The 14,949-nt window shown below is 69.3% G+C and carries 11 protein-coding genes; 10 read left to right on the plus strand and 1 reads right to left on the minus strand.

Annotation, left to right across the window (positions count from 1 at the left end; genetic code table 11):
* Positions 1-85 precede the first annotated feature (85 nt).
* The 4 genes from AB0E90_RS15575 to AB0E90_RS15590 all read left to right on the plus strand — a co-directional run bounded on the left by AB0E90_RS15575 (position 86) and on the right by AB0E90_RS15590 (position 5,844).
* A complete protein-coding gene (locus tag AB0E90_RS15575) occupies positions 86-976 on the plus strand; it encodes a DUF4240 domain-containing protein (protein ID WP_360404763.1) in 891 nt (296 codons plus the stop codon).
* Between the two features lie 43 nt (positions 977-1,019).
* On the plus strand, positions 1,020-2,573 hold the full coding sequence (locus AB0E90_RS15580) for a glycosyltransferase family 39 protein (RefSeq protein WP_360404766.1): 1,554 nt from the start codon (positions 1,020-1,022) through the stop codon (positions 2,571-2,573).
* Positions 2,574-2,584: 11 nt separating this feature from the next.
* Positions 2,585-3,568: an asparaginase gene (locus AB0E90_RS15585; RefSeq protein ID WP_360404769.1), complete on the plus strand. Its 984-nt coding sequence runs from the start codon at positions 2,585-2,587 to the stop codon at positions 3,566-3,568.
* Between the two features lie 83 nt (positions 3,569-3,651).
* Entirely contained in the window at positions 3,652-5,844 is a 2,193-nt protein-coding gene (locus AB0E90_RS15590; RefSeq protein ID WP_360404772.1) for an EAL domain-containing protein, read from the plus strand.
* Between the two features lie 76 nt (positions 5,845-5,920).
* On the opposite strand, the gene AB0E90_RS15595 is transcribed toward AB0E90_RS15590, so the two are convergent.
* Positions 5,921-8,218 (minus strand): EAL domain-containing protein, encoded by a 2,298-nt coding sequence (locus AB0E90_RS15595; RefSeq protein ID WP_360404775.1) that lies wholly within the window; start codon positions 8,216-8,218, stop codon positions 5,921-5,923.
* A 195-nt stretch (positions 8,219-8,413) separates the two neighbouring features.
* Here AB0E90_RS15595 and AB0E90_RS15600 point away from each other — a divergent pair, with 195 nt between their 5' ends.
* The 6 genes from AB0E90_RS15600 to AB0E90_RS15625 all read left to right on the plus strand — a co-directional run bounded on the left by AB0E90_RS15600 (position 8,414) and on the right by AB0E90_RS15625 (position 14,932).
* Positions 8,414-9,175: a DeoR/GlpR family DNA-binding transcription regulator gene (locus tag AB0E90_RS15600; RefSeq protein ID WP_360404778.1), complete on the plus strand. Its 762-nt coding sequence runs from the start codon at positions 8,414-8,416 to the stop codon at positions 9,173-9,175.
* A gap of 47 nt (positions 9,176-9,222) precedes the next feature.
* Positions 9,223-10,578, plus strand: coding sequence for a sugar ABC transporter substrate-binding protein (locus AB0E90_RS15605; protein ID WP_360404781.1), 1,356 nt, complete (start codon positions 9,223-9,225; stop codon positions 10,576-10,578).
* Entirely contained in the window at positions 10,578-11,507 is a 930-nt protein-coding gene (locus AB0E90_RS15610) for a sugar ABC transporter permease (RefSeq protein ID WP_360404784.1), read from the plus strand. The genes AB0E90_RS15605 and AB0E90_RS15610 overlap by 1 nt, the downstream gene beginning before the upstream one ends.
* Positions 11,504-12,319, plus strand: a complete 816-nt coding sequence (locus AB0E90_RS15615) for a carbohydrate ABC transporter permease (RefSeq protein WP_360404787.1) — start codon at positions 11,504-11,506, stop codon at positions 12,317-12,319. The genes AB0E90_RS15610 and AB0E90_RS15615 overlap by 4 nt, the downstream gene beginning before the upstream one ends.
* Positions 12,316-13,305, plus strand: a complete 990-nt coding sequence (locus tag AB0E90_RS15620) for a zinc-dependent alcohol dehydrogenase family protein (RefSeq protein WP_360404790.1) — start codon at positions 12,316-12,318, stop codon at positions 13,303-13,305. The genes AB0E90_RS15615 and AB0E90_RS15620 overlap by 4 nt, the downstream gene beginning before the upstream one ends.
* Before the next feature lie 94 nt (positions 13,306-13,399).
* A complete protein-coding gene (locus AB0E90_RS15625; protein WP_360404793.1) occupies positions 13,400-14,932 on the plus strand; it encodes an APC family permease in 1,533 nt (510 codons plus the stop codon).
* Positions 14,933-14,949 lie beyond the last annotated feature (17 nt).

Genomic DNA, 14,949 nt, shown 5'->3' on the forward strand with positions numbered 1-14,949 from the left:
AGCGCTCAGCCCCCGCCGACAATTCGCCCTAACGCGCCGATTCGTCCTGCCTCGCCCGGCGCGCCTCCGGTGACAGCATGCCGTCATGGACGAGCAGACCTTCTGGGAACTGGTCGACCGGACCGGCCCCGACCCGGCCGACTTCGAACGCCTGGCCGACGAGCTGTCCGACCATGGCGCCACCGACATCCGGGACTTCGCCGACCATCTGGCCCACGCACTACACGCGCTGGACACCCCCGCGCACTACCGCGCGGTGGCCACCTCCGGCGCGTCATTTCTTCGCGTACGCTGCGCGGCCGTCGCCGCCGGGAACCGGGCGTACGAGAAGGTGCGGTCCACGCCGGCCACCCTCGCCTGCTACATCGGCGCTCCCGGCGCGCAGCTGCTGCCGGTCGCCGAACGCGCCTACCGCACCTCGACCCGCGCCGACTGGAAGCACCAGACCGCGGTCAGCACCCGCACCGGCGCCAACGACGACGCCTGGGGCACCTCCTGGCTGCGGCCGCACATGGGCACCACCACCGGCGAGGCGCATGCGCCGCAGGACTTCATGATCGCGTTGCGGCACGTGGCGCTCACCCTCGACGCCGACCCGTCCTGGCGGTCCTGGTGGATGCAGTCCGGACTGACCGCCTGCGAGCTGGGCATCGTCGCCGAAGGCAAGCTCGATCATCTGCGCCCGAGCGCGGACATCCGCCGCTGCAACGACCGGCTGCGCGCCAACTTCACCTGTGCGCTGCCCAACAGCGACGCCGACCTGTCCAGCCGCGCGGCCGCCGAGGTGCGCTCGATGTTCGAGGTCATCCGGCAGGCGATGTCGCTGCCCGGACTGCCGCCCACTCCGCCGGTGCCCAGCCTGCCGGCCGACGTGCCCGCGGTCGCGGTCACCACCAAGCCGTTGCCCCAACTCCCCGCCGAGCTGGAACAACAGGGTTACCTGACGCTCACCCAGATCCAGGAGTTCTTCGGCTGACGGTCGTTTTGGCGACTCAACGACGGACTACTATCTTTCCGGCATGGATACGCGGCCCGGGGAGACCAGCATGATCGGCTGGTCCGACCCTCCGACCGAGATCGTCGTCCGGGAGCCGGCACCCGAGCCGCCGCGCCCGGACGCACCGTCCCGCCGGTTGGCCTGGGTCCTCTGGGCGCTGCCCGCACTCGTCGCCGCGGCGCTCGGCGTCTGGCGGCTGACCGTCCCGGCCCTGTGGGCCGACGAGCTGGCCACCTGGGGCGCGGTGCGGCTGAGCTGGTCGCAGCTGCGGGAACTGACCAGCAACGTCGACTTCGTGCTGGCCCCCTATTACGCGGCGATGAAGGCGTACACCTCGATTGCCGGCACCTCGACGGTGGCGCTGCGCCTCCCCGCGGTGATCGCGATGATCGCGACCGCCCTCCTCACGACGGCGCTGGGCCGCCGCCTCGGCGGCCCGTGGGTGGGCCTGTTCGCCGGCCTGATCTACGCCCTGCTGCCGGTGACCTCGCGGTACGCCCAGGAGGCCCGGTCGTACGGCTTCGTCGTCTTCGCCACCACCCTGGCCCTGCTCTGCCTGGTGCGTCTGCTGGAGCGGCCGACCGTGCTGCGCGCGGCCGGCTATGCGGGCGCGCTCGTGCTGGCCGGCTTCAGCCATCCGCTCAGCACCCTGCTCGTGCTGGCCGCGCACGCCGTGGCCGCGGCCTGGCGGCGGTCGGGGCGGGCGGCGGTCTTCTGGGTCCCGGCGGCCGTCATCGGTGGCCTGCCCGCCCTGGTGCTGACCGCGCTCGGCAGCCGCCAGCGCGGCCAGCTCTCCTGGATCCAGGTCCTCACCGTCGACCTGATGAAGCTGGTCCCGGAGCGGATCTTCATGTCCGGCGCGGTGGCCGGCATCGTGCTCGCCCTGGCGATCCTGGGCGTGCGCGCCTCGTCCGACGCGGCGAAATCCGACGCGGCGAAATCCGACGCGGCGGCCCTGGCCGCGGCCGGGTTCGCCCCGATCCTCCTGCTGTTCACCGCCGGGCTGTTCGAGCCGATCTGGAGCGCCCGCTACGTCCTGGTCGCCCTGCCCGCGCTGGCCGTCCTGGCCGCCGCGGCCGCGATGCGCTTCGGGCCCCGGCCCACCACGGTCGTCGTGCTGCTGCTCGCCCTGGTCGGCTGGCCCTACCAACTGGACGCCCGCACCCCGGCCGGCCACTCGGAGGACTCGGCGAAGATCGCCGCGGTGATCGAGCCGCTCTACCGCCCCGGCGACGTCGCGGTCTTCGCCGACACCCACCCGAGCATCCCGTGGGCCGCGCGCGACATCTACGAGCGCTACCTGCCGTCCCCGCGCCCGCCGGACGTGCTGCGCACCGAACCCCAGCGGCACGACGGCCACTTCCTGGCCACCGAGTGCCCCGATGCGGCTTGCCTCGGCACACCCCCGCGGATCTGGGTGATCCGGGTCGACTACACCACCGACCCGTTCGCCCTCATGTCGCCGGCCAAGCGCAAGCTGCTCTCCGACAACTACCGGCAGACCCGCCGCTGGCAGTACACCCTGCTCACGATCACGCTGCTCGAACGCAAGCCCGCACCGAAGGCGGCGCGCTGACCTCGCCCCGCGTGCTCGTCGTGGGTCTCGGCGGCACGATCGCGATGACCGGCGCCGGCGGCGTCGTTCCCACCCTGTCCGCGCAACAACTGGTCGACGCCGTGCCCCGGCTCGCCGACTTCGACCTGGACGTGGGCAGCTTCCGCAGCAAGCCCGGAGCGGCCCTCACCCTCGAGGACCTGACCCAGCTGTACGAGCTGGCCACCGCCTCGGGGGCCGACGGGGTGGTCATCACGCAGGGCACCGACACCATCGAGGAAACCGCGTACGTCCTGGACCTGCTGCACACCGCGGCGTGGCCGATCGTGGTCACCGGCGCCATGCGCAACCCGACCCTCCCCGGCGCCGACGGCCCGGCCAACCTCCTGGCCGCGGTCACGGTCGCCGCCTCCCCGGCCGCCCGCGGGCTGGGTTGCCTGGTGGTGCTGGCCGACGAGATCCACGCGGCCGCCCGGGTCCGCAAGACCCACTCGATGCACCTGGCCACCTTCGCCTCACCCAACGGTGGCCCGCTCGGCTACCTGGTCGAGGGCGAGCCACGCATCGTCAACCGCCCGGCCTACCGCTACACCCTTCCGTCGGCGCCATCCCCGAGATCGGTGCGCGTGGGTCTCTACACCGCCACGCTCGGCGACGACGGCGCCCTCCTGCGCACGATGGCCGAGCAGGTCGACGGCCTGGTGATCGCCGGCTTCGGCGTCGGTCACGTCCCCGAGTCATGGGTGGACTGCCTGTCCGAGACCGCGACCCGCATCCCGGTCGTGCTGGCCTCGCGCACCGGCGCCGGCTGGGTCGGCACCCACACGTACGGCTATCCCGGCTCCGAACAGGACCTTCTCGAGCGAGGGCTGATCCCCGCCGACCACCTGGACCCCTACAAGGCCCGCCTGCTTCTACACCTGTTGCTGGCGACGACGACGGTGCGGGCGCAGATACGGGCGGAAATGTCGGCTGCGGCGGCTCCCGGGCCCGGACGGCCGACCAGATCGACTTGATTGGCGCGGTGCGATAGCTAGTATCACTGGGCGCAGACTTCGCCAGCGCTCGATTACGAAGCGCTTGACTCCGGGGATATCGGGTGGCAGATAGACGCCTCGCGGTGATCATCGGAGTCAACGATGCCGGGGTCGACTCCGCAACGTCACCACTCAGATACGCCGAGCAAGATGCGTACGCGATCAGTCGCTTGCTGGCTGGCGCGGCCGACCCGTACGAGGTCGTCCTCTTCATCGGACCGCAGGCCAGCGCCGCCGATATCAAAGGGTCGCTTCGCGACATTGCCCTTGAATCCGATGAGTCGGACATACTGGTCGTCTACTTCGCCGGCCACGCCCTGCAGCCGTCCTGGAGCCCCGGCACGGACCTCTATCTGGTGACGCCGGAGCTCGACGAGTCCAAATTGTCCAGGGAGCCCGACGCCGGCCTGCGGATGACCTTCCTGACTCAGGACGTTCTGCAGCACTTCAACGGGACATCGGTGGTGATCCTGGACTGCTGCCAGGCCGGCAGCATCACCACCTTCCAGGGCGTCGACCTGATCCGCCTGGGCGGCCGCGACGATCCGCGCCACGCCGTGCTCGCCGCCTGCGCGCCCGGTGACTACGCCCGCGAAAACTCGCATCTCCAGCACGGAGTCGTCACCCACCATGTCCTGGAGGGGTTGCGGGGCGCGGCCATCGACACCCGGGGCGCGGTGACCTTCGAGACGCTGAGCGCCTACGTCGGCGATCGCGATCTCGACCCGCACCCCAGTGTTCTGCGGCGCGCCGGCGAACCGATCGTGCTGACCAGGCCGGGCGTCGGCGCCGCCGAGCCGGAACGGCCCCGGCCCCGGACGGCTCCGCGGCCGCTGGACAACCCGCTCGACCGGTACACCCATGATCTGACCGGCCTGATCAGCCGGCTGGCCCGCAAGGCGCAGATCGCGTCCTCGGCCGGCCACGTCGAACGCGTCGAATACGTGCGATCGGCGCTGGACGCCGGCGCCGTGGCCTACCTCGGCCACGGCGAGGACGGATACGTCGCGATCGACGCCACCAGCGCGTTCGACCTTGGCGCCGTCCGCAAACTGCTGCGCTCCGCCCGCCGCGGATTCGGACAGGTCGCCCGGGACAGCCGGCACACGCTGTGGTGCGCCCCGCTCGGACCGGACTCCACCGGGGTGCGCCTGCTGGCCGTGGTGGACCCGCCCATGTGGCTGGTCGAGCTCGGGCAAATCGGTGCCAAGGTGCTGGAAACCATCTGGGACACCGACTTCGCGGCTTCCCCGGAAGAAGCCGAGGTGCGGGTCCTGACCGCGTTGCGGTCGGCGTTCGGCCGGCTGCCGGACGAGCTCTTCGAGCGGGCCCTGTTCCTCTACCGCCGGGTGCTGGGCTCGATCCGGATGGTGTTCCAGCCGGTGGTCACGATCGGCGAGTCGTGGAGCAAGGTCGGCGTGCACAGTTACGAGGCGCTCGCCCGCCGGTCACTGACCGATCAGAGCGCCCCGTACGCATTGCTTCAGCTCGCGCACGTGTGGGGCGACCATTTCGTGGTCGAACGCGACAAATGCATCCTGGCCAAGGCGCTGACCGCGTACAAACTGGCGCACGCGGACAGCCCGTGGAGCTCGGAGACGCCGAAGCCGGTCTCGGTGAACGTGTCGGTGCGCTCCCTGCTCAGCGACTCGTACGTCGACACACTCAGCCAGCTGATCTCCCAGCTCGACCTGGACGCGAACGCCGTCACGCTGGAGATCTCCGAGCAGGACGCGATCGAGCCGTGGGCCGGAGAACAGTGGGGCGAGGCCCCGCACACGTACTTCAACAAGCGGCTGGCCGCCATCGCCCGCGACGTCGGCGTCGCGTTCGCCCTCGACGACTTCGGTGTCGGGCACGCCTCGCTGTCCCGGATGGCCGAGCTGCCGCTCACCCACATCAAGGTCGACCGCACGATCCTCCACCACCAGCTCGCGGTCCGAGAGCTGGAACTGGTCATGGCGGTGGCTCGCGACGCCTTCGATCGCGGCGAGGCCCACACCGCCCGCGCCGTGGTCGTCGAGGGCGTCGACGACAAGTCACCGGTCGGCCTGCGGGAGATCTACCGCAGCGGCATCCGCCACATCCAGGGCTACATCACCGGCGAACGAGGCACGCCCGACCTGCACCATCTCGCCCCGGAGATCCGCAAGGAAATCGCGGCCCGGGTCCGCGGCGACGACGAGAACCGGCCGGCGGCGCTGACCCGGAGCGAGCAGGCGCCGGGCCGGGACTCGCTACGCCGGAGCGCGTGAACCGGGACTTTGGTCCTGCCATCCCGGGAAGACGAACGCAACCCCCGGTGCGGTGCCCCCGGTGTGCTGCGAAGCGCTAGGCCGGGTGCATCGGGAAGAGCAGGTCGGTCAGGTCTGAGCCGGTCAGGGGCTCGGCGAAGTAGTAGCCCTGGCCGAGTTCGCAGTTGCCGTCGGCCAGGGAGTCCAGTTGGCCGGCGTGCTCGATTCCCTCGGCGATCGTCGACAGTTGCAGGGCGCGGCCGAGCTGGATGATGCCGTGGGTCAGGGCGGCGGCAGTCGGTTCGTCGACGACGTCGTCCACGAAGGACTTGTCGATTTTGATGATGTCGACCGGGAACTGCCGTAGGTACGCGAGCGACGAGTAGCCCGTACCGAAATCGTCGATGGCCAGGCGTACGCCCAAAGCCTTGATGGCCTTCAGCCGGTGCAGCGTCGCCGGGCGGTGGTCCACCAGGAGGCTTTCGGTGAGTTCCAGGGTGAGGCGGTCGGCCGGCAGGCCGGACGCGTCGAGCGCCGACTGCACGATTTCCGGCAGCACGCTCTGTTCCAGTTGGACGGCGGAGAGGTTGACGCTGACCGTGAGCTCGTGGCCCGGCCGGCGGGTGTTCCATTCCGCGACGCGCTGGGTGGCCTCGCGCAGCACCCATTCGCCGATCGGCACGATCATGCCGGTTTCCTCGGCGAGGGGGATGAACTCGACCGGCGGGATGACGCCGCGTTCCGGGTGCTGCCAGCGGATCAGGGCCTCGACGCCGGTGATCTCCTGGCTGTCGAGGCGGACGATGGGCTGGTAGCGCAGTTCGAACTCGTGCCGGACGATCGCGCGGCGCAGGTCGCTCTCCAGGTCGATGGTGGCCTGGAAGGCTTCCCGCATGGCCGGCTCGAACATCTCGAACTTGTCCTTGCCGTGCTTCTTGGCCTGGTACATCGCGAGGTCGGCGTCGACCATCAGCTCCTGCGCACCGAACTCGCCGGGCCGGCCGTAGGCGATGCCGATGCTGGCGCTGACGTACGCCTCGGCGCCGTTCAGGTCGAAGGGCGCGCGCAGCTTCTCGAGCAGGCGGTTCGCGACCGGCTCGGCGCCGGCGGCGGAGCCGAGGCCGGGCAGGAGGATCGCGAACTCGTCGCCGCCGAGCCGGGCGGCGACGTCCTCGTCGCGCAGGCAGGTGCGGATGCGGTCGGCGACCCCGATGAGCAGCTGGTCGCCGGCGCTGTGGCCGAGCGAGTCGTTGATCATCTTGAAGCGGTCGAGGTCGATGAAGAGGACGGCGAGGCCGCCGTCGCCGGCCGCGAGGGTCTCCTCCATCCGGGTCTGGAACAACGAGCGGCTGGGCAGCCCGGTCAGCGAGTCCAGGAACGCCTGGTTCATCGCTTCGAGGGTGCGCGCGTCGGTGACGGCGAGACTGATGTGCTCGGCGAACGCGCGCAGCATCTCCTGGGCCGGCTTGTCCCACTCCCGGGCGTCGCTGTACATGCCGACGGTGAGGCTGCCGACGGCTCGCCCGTTCTCGTGCACCGGGGCGGACATGACCGAGCGCAACTTCGCCTTCGTCATGGCCGGCATGGCGATGGGACAGGTCTCGTAGTCCTCGACCATGACCAGTTCGTCGCCGAGGATGGCCAGGCCGGAGATGCCGCCGGCGGTGAGCGGCAACCGGACGACCTGCGCGACGATGTCGTCCGGCACCCCGCTGGAGGCGGCCATGGTGCCGGTGGTGTCGTCATCCCGGTCGACCAGGTTCAGGCTGGCCATCTCGACGTCGAGCAGTTCGCGGGCGGCGTGCGTGACGGTCTCGAGGATCTTGTCGAGGGGGGACCGGCGGGCGATGGCCCGCTGCACCTCGGTCAGCTTCTCGAACAGCAGTTGCCGCTGCTGGAGCGAGTCCTGCAGGCGGTCGTTCTCCTGGGCGTAGCGGCGCTCGCTGGCCAGCATCCGCAGCGAGCTGAGGCTCAACTGGAAGACCCGGGCCATGTTGCGCAGCAGGCAGACCTCTTGAGCGGTGAACGCGCGATCGTCGCGGCGGCCCAGCACGAGCAGGCCGGCGTCGCCGCCGATCTCGGCGAACGCGAGAGCGTAGCGGTGGCCGGCGATCTCCAGACTGGGACGGTGCCCGGAGGTCAGCGCGTAGACCGGCACGTCGGCCGCGTCCACGCCGAAGACGGCGGCCACGCCCTCGTCGATCAGCAGTACGGCCACGTCGGCCTGCAGGGCTCGAGCGGCGCAGCTGACGGCAGCGTGTTGCACGGCCGGGCTGTCGGGCCGTTCGGCCACGACGGAGAGGAACTCCGTCAGTTGCTGGGTCGCTTGCACGGCTGCTATGTCGGCGGCGGCGGGCGGCACCTGAGCGAAAGCCCGGTCGCACAGCTCGGGCACGAAACGGTCAGACTTCTGCGCTAAACGGGCAGACGATTTGTTAGCTATGCCCGGCTATCCACCCAAAGGCGTTGCGAAGTGATGATGGCGATCCGGGCAAGGAAACAACTAACTTGCCTGGATGGTGATGCGGACCACACGTTTCTCCGGTGTTACAAATAGTCCACGGTTAATCGACGGGCAGGGGGGTGCGGTTTGAATGGGGATGAGCGACAGCATCAGATCGTCGCGCTGGCCCGCCGGCAGGGCGAAGTCAATGTCGCCAAACTCGCCGCCGAACTGAACGTCTCGGCCGAAACAATTCGCCGCGATCTGCGGCTGCTGGAAAAACACGGTCTGCTCCGGCGTACGCATGGCGGCGCATACCCGGTGGAGACCGCGAAATTCGAGACCGATCTGGCGATGCGCACCACGCGCGGGGTGCCGGAGAAGCGCCGGATCGCGGTCACCGCGGTGAGCCTCCTCGGCGACGCCGAGACGATCTTCATCGACGAGGGCTTCACGCCGCAGCTGATCGCCGAGGAGCTGCCCGCCGACCGGCCGCTCACCGTGGTCACCGCCTCTCTGAACACCGCGGCCTGGCTGGCCGCGAACTCGCCGGCGACGGTTCTGCTGCTCGGCGGCCGGGTCCGCGGACGGACGCTGGCGACGGTCGACCACTGGGCCGCCGGGATGCTGTCCGGCTTCGTCATCGACCTGGCGTTCATCGGGGCGAACGGAATCTCCCGGGAAGCGGGGCTCACCACCCCCGACCCGGCCGTCGCCGACATCAAGGCGCACGCGGTGCGGGCCGCGCGCCGCCGCATCTTCGTCGGCATCCACACCAAATTCGGCGTCCGGACATTCTGCCGGTTCGCCGAGATCTCAGATTTCGAATCACTGGTCACGGACACCGCTCTGCCGGTTTCCGAGGCGCACCGCTATTCCCGGATGGGACCACAGGTAATTCGCGTCTGAAACTCCCCTTCAGAAAAACCGTTTTCGAATAAAACGGAGGTTCCACCATGCCCAAAAAACTTGCCATAACGACGGCCGGCCTGTTGCTGCTGATCGCCGGCTGCTCCGGCGCCGGCTCCACCGGCGGCGGCAGCAGCGACTCCGGCGACGGCACCACCATCACCGCCCTGATGGTCGGCAATCCGCAGATGGAGGACATCCAGAAGCTGACCGCCGACAACTTCACCAAGCAGACCGGGATCACCGTGAAGTTCACGATCCTCCCGGAGAACGAGCTTCGCGACAAAGTCACCCAGGACGTCGCAAACCAGGGCGGCCAGTACGACGTGGCAACCGTCGGCGCCTACGAGGTGCCGATCTGGGCCAAGAACAACTGGCTGCACGAGCTCTCCACCCAGGCGCAGGCCGACGCCTCCTACGACTCCGCCGACCTGCTCAAGCCGATGGTCCAGTCGCTGACCGGCGAGGACGGCAAGATGTACGCCGCCCCGTTCTACGGCGAGTCGTCCTTCCTCATGTACAACAAGGACATGTTCGCGGCCAAGGGCCTGACCATGCCGGAACACCCGACGTGGGCCCAGGTCGCGGACTTCGCGGCGAAGCTCAACGACAAGCCGGCCGGCGTCGCCGGGATCTGCCTGCGCGGCCTGCCCGGCTGGGGTGAGCTGTTCGCGCCGCTGACGACCGTGGTCAACACCTACGGCGGCACCTGGTTCGAGAAGGACTGGACGCCGAAGGTCAACTCGCCGGAGTTCACCGCGGCCACGAACTTCTACGTCGACCTGGTCAAGAAGTACGGCGAGGCGGGCGCACCGCAGGCTGGCTTCACCGAGTGCCTGAACACGTTCGGCCAGGGCAAGGCCGCGATGTGGTACGACGCCACGTCGGCCGCCGGCACGCTCGAGGACAAGAACGCCAGCAAGGTGGCCGGCAAGGTCGGCTACGCGTATGCCCCGGTCAACAAGACCGAGTACTCCGGCTGGCTGTGGACGTGGGCGTGGGCGATGCCGAAGACCACCAAGAAGGCCGACGCCGCCTGGAAGTTCATCGCGTGGGCGACCAGCAAGGACTACGAGAAGCTGGTCGGCGAGAAGCTGGGCTGGTCGCGGGTGCCGTCCGGCAAACGCACCTCGACCTATGCGATTCCCGAGTACAAGGATTCGGCCAAGGCGTTCGCTGACGTCACGCTCGGTTCGATCGAGCATGCCAACCCGGAGAACCCGGGCGTGCAGCCGCGGCCCGCGCTGGGCGTGCAGTTCGTCGGCATCCCCGAGTTCGCCGACCTCGGCACCAAGGTGTCGCAGGAGGTGAGCGCGTCGATAGCCGGCAGCAGCACGGTCGACAAGGCGCTCGCCGACGGTCAGAAGCTGGCCGAAGACGTGGCTGCGAAGCAGAAGAAGTAGTGACCACTCTGGCAGCCCGGCGGGACGAGCGCACCCAGGCGCCCGTCCCGCCCGCCAAGGGCGGAGCCAAGGACCGCTGGGTACGCCGGGCACCGCTGTTACCCGCGCTGATCTTCGCGCTGGTCGTCACGCAGGTGCCGTTCCTCTACACCCTCTACCTCTCCACGCTGAGCTGGAACGCGCTGCGCCCCGGCGACAAACCGTTCGTCGGGCTGGACAACTACATCACCGTCTTCAAGGACACCCGGCTGCAGTCGGCGCTGTTCAACACCGTCCTGCTCACGGCCGGCGCGGTGCTCTTCTCGATCATCCTCGGGCTGATGCTGGCCCTGCTGCTGGACCGGAAGTTCCTCGGCCGGTCGGTGGTGCGGACGATGCTGATCACGCCGTTCCTGATCATGCCGGTCGCGGCCGCGCTGCTGTGGAAACACGCGATCTTCAACCCGGCGTACGGCCTGATCAATGGCATTTTTGGTGGGCAGACCGACTGGATCTCGTCGTATCCCAAGGCGGCCGTGATCGCCACGCTGGTGTGGCAGTGGACGCCGTTCATGATGCTGATCCTGCTGGCCGGCCTGCAGTCGCAGTCGAACGAGATCCTCGAGGCGGCCCGGGTCGACGGCGCGAACGCCTGGCAGATCTTCCGCCGGATGACCCTCCCGCACCTGCGGCAGTATCTCGAACTCGGTGCGCTGCTCGGCTCGATCTACCTGGTCAACACGTTCGACGCGATCTTCACGATCACCCAGGGCGGTCCGGGAACGGCAACCACCAATTTGCCGTACGAGATCTATCTGACCACCTTCCGCAAGTTCGAGTACGGCGAGGCGTCCGCGGCCGGCGTGGTCGTGGTGATCCTGACGATCATCGTGGCGACGTTCGCCCTGCGCGTGATCTCCAGCCTGTTCCGGATGGAGGACCAACGATGAGGGCCCGCCTGCACAACACGATCTGGGGCACGGTCGCCTGGATCGCCGGGATCATCTTCGTCTTCCCGGTCATCTGGATGGTGCTGACCAGCTTCAAGCAGGAGCAGGACGCCGCCAGCAACCCGCCGAGCTGGTTCTTCGCGCCCACGCTCGACCAGTACGCGCAGATCTTCGATCGCAACATCACGCCGTACCTGCTGAATTCGCTGATGGCCAGCCTCTTCTCGACGCTGCTGGTGATCCTGCTGGCGACCCCGGCGGCGTACGCCCTCTCGCTGCGCCCCGTGGCGAAGTGGACCGACACGCTGTTCTTCTTCATCAGCACCAAGATGATGCCGGCCGTGGCCGCGCTGCTGCCGCTCTATCTGCTGGCCAAGCACCTCGGCATGCTCGACAACGTGTGGACGATGGTCATCCTCTACACGTCGATGAACCTGCCGCTCGCGGTCTGGATGATGCGCTCGTTCCTGCTGGAGGTGCCGCGCGAGGTCCTCGAGGCCGGCGAGGTGGACGGGGCCGGCCTGATCACCTCGATCCGCAAGATCATCATGCCGATCGTGTCGCCCGGCCTGGCCGCGACGGCGCTGATCTGTTTCATCTTCGCCTGGAACGAGTTCTTCCTGGCGGTCAACCTGACCGCCACCAACGCCGGCACCGCGCCGATCTTCCTGGTCGGGTTCATCTCCTCGGAGGGACTCTTCCTGGCCCGGCTGTGCGCGGCCGCCACCCTGATGTCGCTGCCGGTGCTCATCGCCGGCTGGGTGGCGCAGAACAAGCTGGTCCGCGGCCTGTCGATGGGGGCGGTGAAGTGAAGGCTGCAGTCGTCGTCACCCCGGGCACGATCGCCGTCGAGGAGGTCCCGGACCCGGCGCCGGGACCCGGCGAGGTCGTGGTCAAACCGGCCGCGGTCGGTATCTGCGGGACCGATCTGCACATCATGGACGGTGAGTTCGCGCCCGCCTATCCGATCATTCCCGGTCACGAGTTCGCCGGCGAGATCGTCGCGATCGGGCCGGGGGTGCGCGACTTCCGGGTGGGCGACCAGGTGGCCGTCGACCCCTCGCTGTACTGCGGTTACTGCTATTACTGCAAGCGGGCCCGGGGCAACCAGTGCGAGAACTGGGCGGCGATCGGGGTGACGGTGGCCGGCGGGGCGGCCGAGTTCGTGGTCGCGCCGATGGCCAACCTGTTCGCCCTGCCGCCGGAGCTGGCCGCCGGCGATGCGGCGTTGATCGAGCCGCTGTCCTGCGCGATGCGCGGCTTCGATGTGCTCCCACGTCATATGGCGTCGTCGTACCTGATCTACGGGTCCGGGACGATGGGGCTGATGATGCTCGAACTCGCGAAACGGGCGGGGGCCGAGTCGGTCTCGGTGGTCGACCTCAACTCCGAGCGGCTGGCCACGGCCTCCCGGCTCGGCTGCTCCGCAACCGTCGCCTCGGCCGACGAACTGGTCGCGCCACGCGGGTTCGACGTGGTCATCGACTGTACGGGCGTGGAAGCGGCCATCAAGGACGGGTTGTCACGAGTCGGGCGCGGCGGGACGTTCCTCCAGTTCGGAGTGGCGAACTACGACGCCCGGGTGGCGATCGAGCCGTACGAGATCTATCGTCGCGAGATCACCATCACCGGGTCGATGGCGGTGCTGCACACGTTCGACCGGGCCGGCCAGATGCTCGCCGCCGGCGTGCTCGACCCATCGATCTTCGTCTCTCATAGATTCCCGCTGACCTCGTACTCTTCGGCGCTGGAGCAGTTCCGCGCGGGCGTCGGTCGGAAAATATTCATCGAACCCTGAGGTCAGCGGCTATCTGTGCCAATCTACTGACCGAAAGTGAGTGAAACAACACGGGCAGTTGTCAGTTGGCCCACCGATCAGGCTGAATGGATCTGTGGGTACGCAGGATGAGTTGCCGACCACCCTCGCCCCAGGCCGCATCGGTGCGGCCGCCGTCACGTTCTTCGCGCTGGCCGCGACGGCGCCGATAGTCGCGCTGACCAGCGTCGTGCCCGCCGCCTATGCACGAGGCGGCGGGCCGCTCATCCCGCTGACCTTCGCGGGCGTCGCAGGCGTCCTGCTGATCTTCTCCGCCGCCTACGCGGCCATGGTGCACCGGGCGCCGTACGCGGGTGCGATGTATGCGTATGTCTCCCGTGGCCTGGGCCGCCCCGCCGGCCTCGCCGCCGCCTGGCTCGCGCTCGCCTCCTATCAGGCCATTCAGCTCGGGCTCTTCGGCGTTGCCGGGGTCGCGGCCGCGCCCCTGCTGCACAGCTGGTTCCACGTCGAGGCCGCCTGGTGGATGGTGGCCGGCGCCTGCTGGCTGCTGGTCACGCTGCTCAGCCTGGTGCGCGTCGAGATCGCCAGCGGACTGTTCGCGCTGCTCGTGCTGGCCGAGATGGCGGTCACGGTCGGCTTCGGGGCGGCCAACGTCATCCGACCGGCCGGCGGGCACCTCAGCGCCGACTCGATCCTGCCGTCCGGCGGCGTCGACCGGCCCGCGCTCGGCCTGCTGCTCGCGGTCGGTGTGCTGGCGTTCATCGGCTTCGAGACCGCCGGGACGTACGCCGAGGAGACCATGCGCCCGAGACGGGAACCGGGCTATGCGACGTACGCATCAGTGGTTGTCCTGGCACTGCTTCTGGGTTTTGTCTCCTGGTCGTTCAGCGCCGGCGCCGGTCCCGGCGAGATCACCGCGCTGGCCCGCGCCCGCGGTTCCGAGCTGGTGTTCGACCTCGCCGCGGCCAGACTGGCGCCGTGGGCCGTCACCGCCGGCCGGCTCGTGCTGCTCGCCGGCCTGGTCGCCGCGGCGCTCGCGCTGCACAACGCGATGTCCCGCTACCTGTTCGCGATGGGCCGTGAGCACGTGCTGCCGGCCGCGTTCGCCCGGACCGCCCGCCGCACGTCGGCGCCCCGCACGGCGTCGCTGACCGTCTCCGCCATCTCGGTGATCGCGCTGGCCGCGGCGTACCTGGCCGGGGTCCGCACCCCGTCGATCCTCGCCCAGCGGCTCGGCGTGGCCGGCGGCCTCGGCATCCTCGTGGTGCTGCTGGCCACCGCGCTCGCCGCGCTGCTGCACTTCAACCGGGTGCCCAACGGCGAAGGCACATGGGGCCGGTTCCTCGCCCCGATCCTGTCCACGGTGGCCCTCGGCACCCTCGGCTACCTGGCTTTCTGGAACATTCCGTCACTTCTCGGGGTGCCGCCCGACTCGGCCCTGGTCTGGTCTGTGCCTATTTCGTTGGCCGGAGTCGTCGCGATCGGACTGATTCACGGCGTCGCGATGCGCGGCCGCCGCCCGGTCCTCTATGCGGGTGTCGGCCAGGGCGGATCGCCCGTGGTGGTCACCCCGAAGAAACCCAACGTCGCCCGGATACCGCAGCAGCGGGAACCCGGCGCGCATCGGCCCGAGCGAATCAATCGCTGATCCCTGTGAGCGCGAGG

Source organism: Actinoplanes sp. NPDC026619 (assembly GCF_040638295.1).
In the GTDB taxonomy this organism is placed as follows: Bacteria; Actinomycetota; Actinomycetes; order Mycobacteriales; family Micromonosporaceae; genus Actinoplanes.

Bases quoted from the DNA above. Each gene is read 5' to 3' on its own strand.
- AB0E90_RS15580 (WP_360404766.1), top strand. From the start codon at position 1,020: ATGGATACGCGGCCCGGGGAGACCAGCATGATCGGCTGGTCCGACCCT.
- AB0E90_RS15615 (WP_360404787.1), top strand. From the start codon at position 11,504: ATGAGGGCCCGCCTGCACAACACGATCTGGGGCACGGTCGCCTGGATC.
- AB0E90_RS15605 (WP_360404781.1), top strand. From the start codon at position 9,223: ATGCCCAAAAAACTTGCCATAACGACGGCCGGCCTGTTGCTGCTGATC.
- AB0E90_RS15575 (WP_360404763.1), top strand. From the start codon at position 86: ATGGACGAGCAGACCTTCTGGGAACTGGTCGACCGGACCGGCCCCGAC.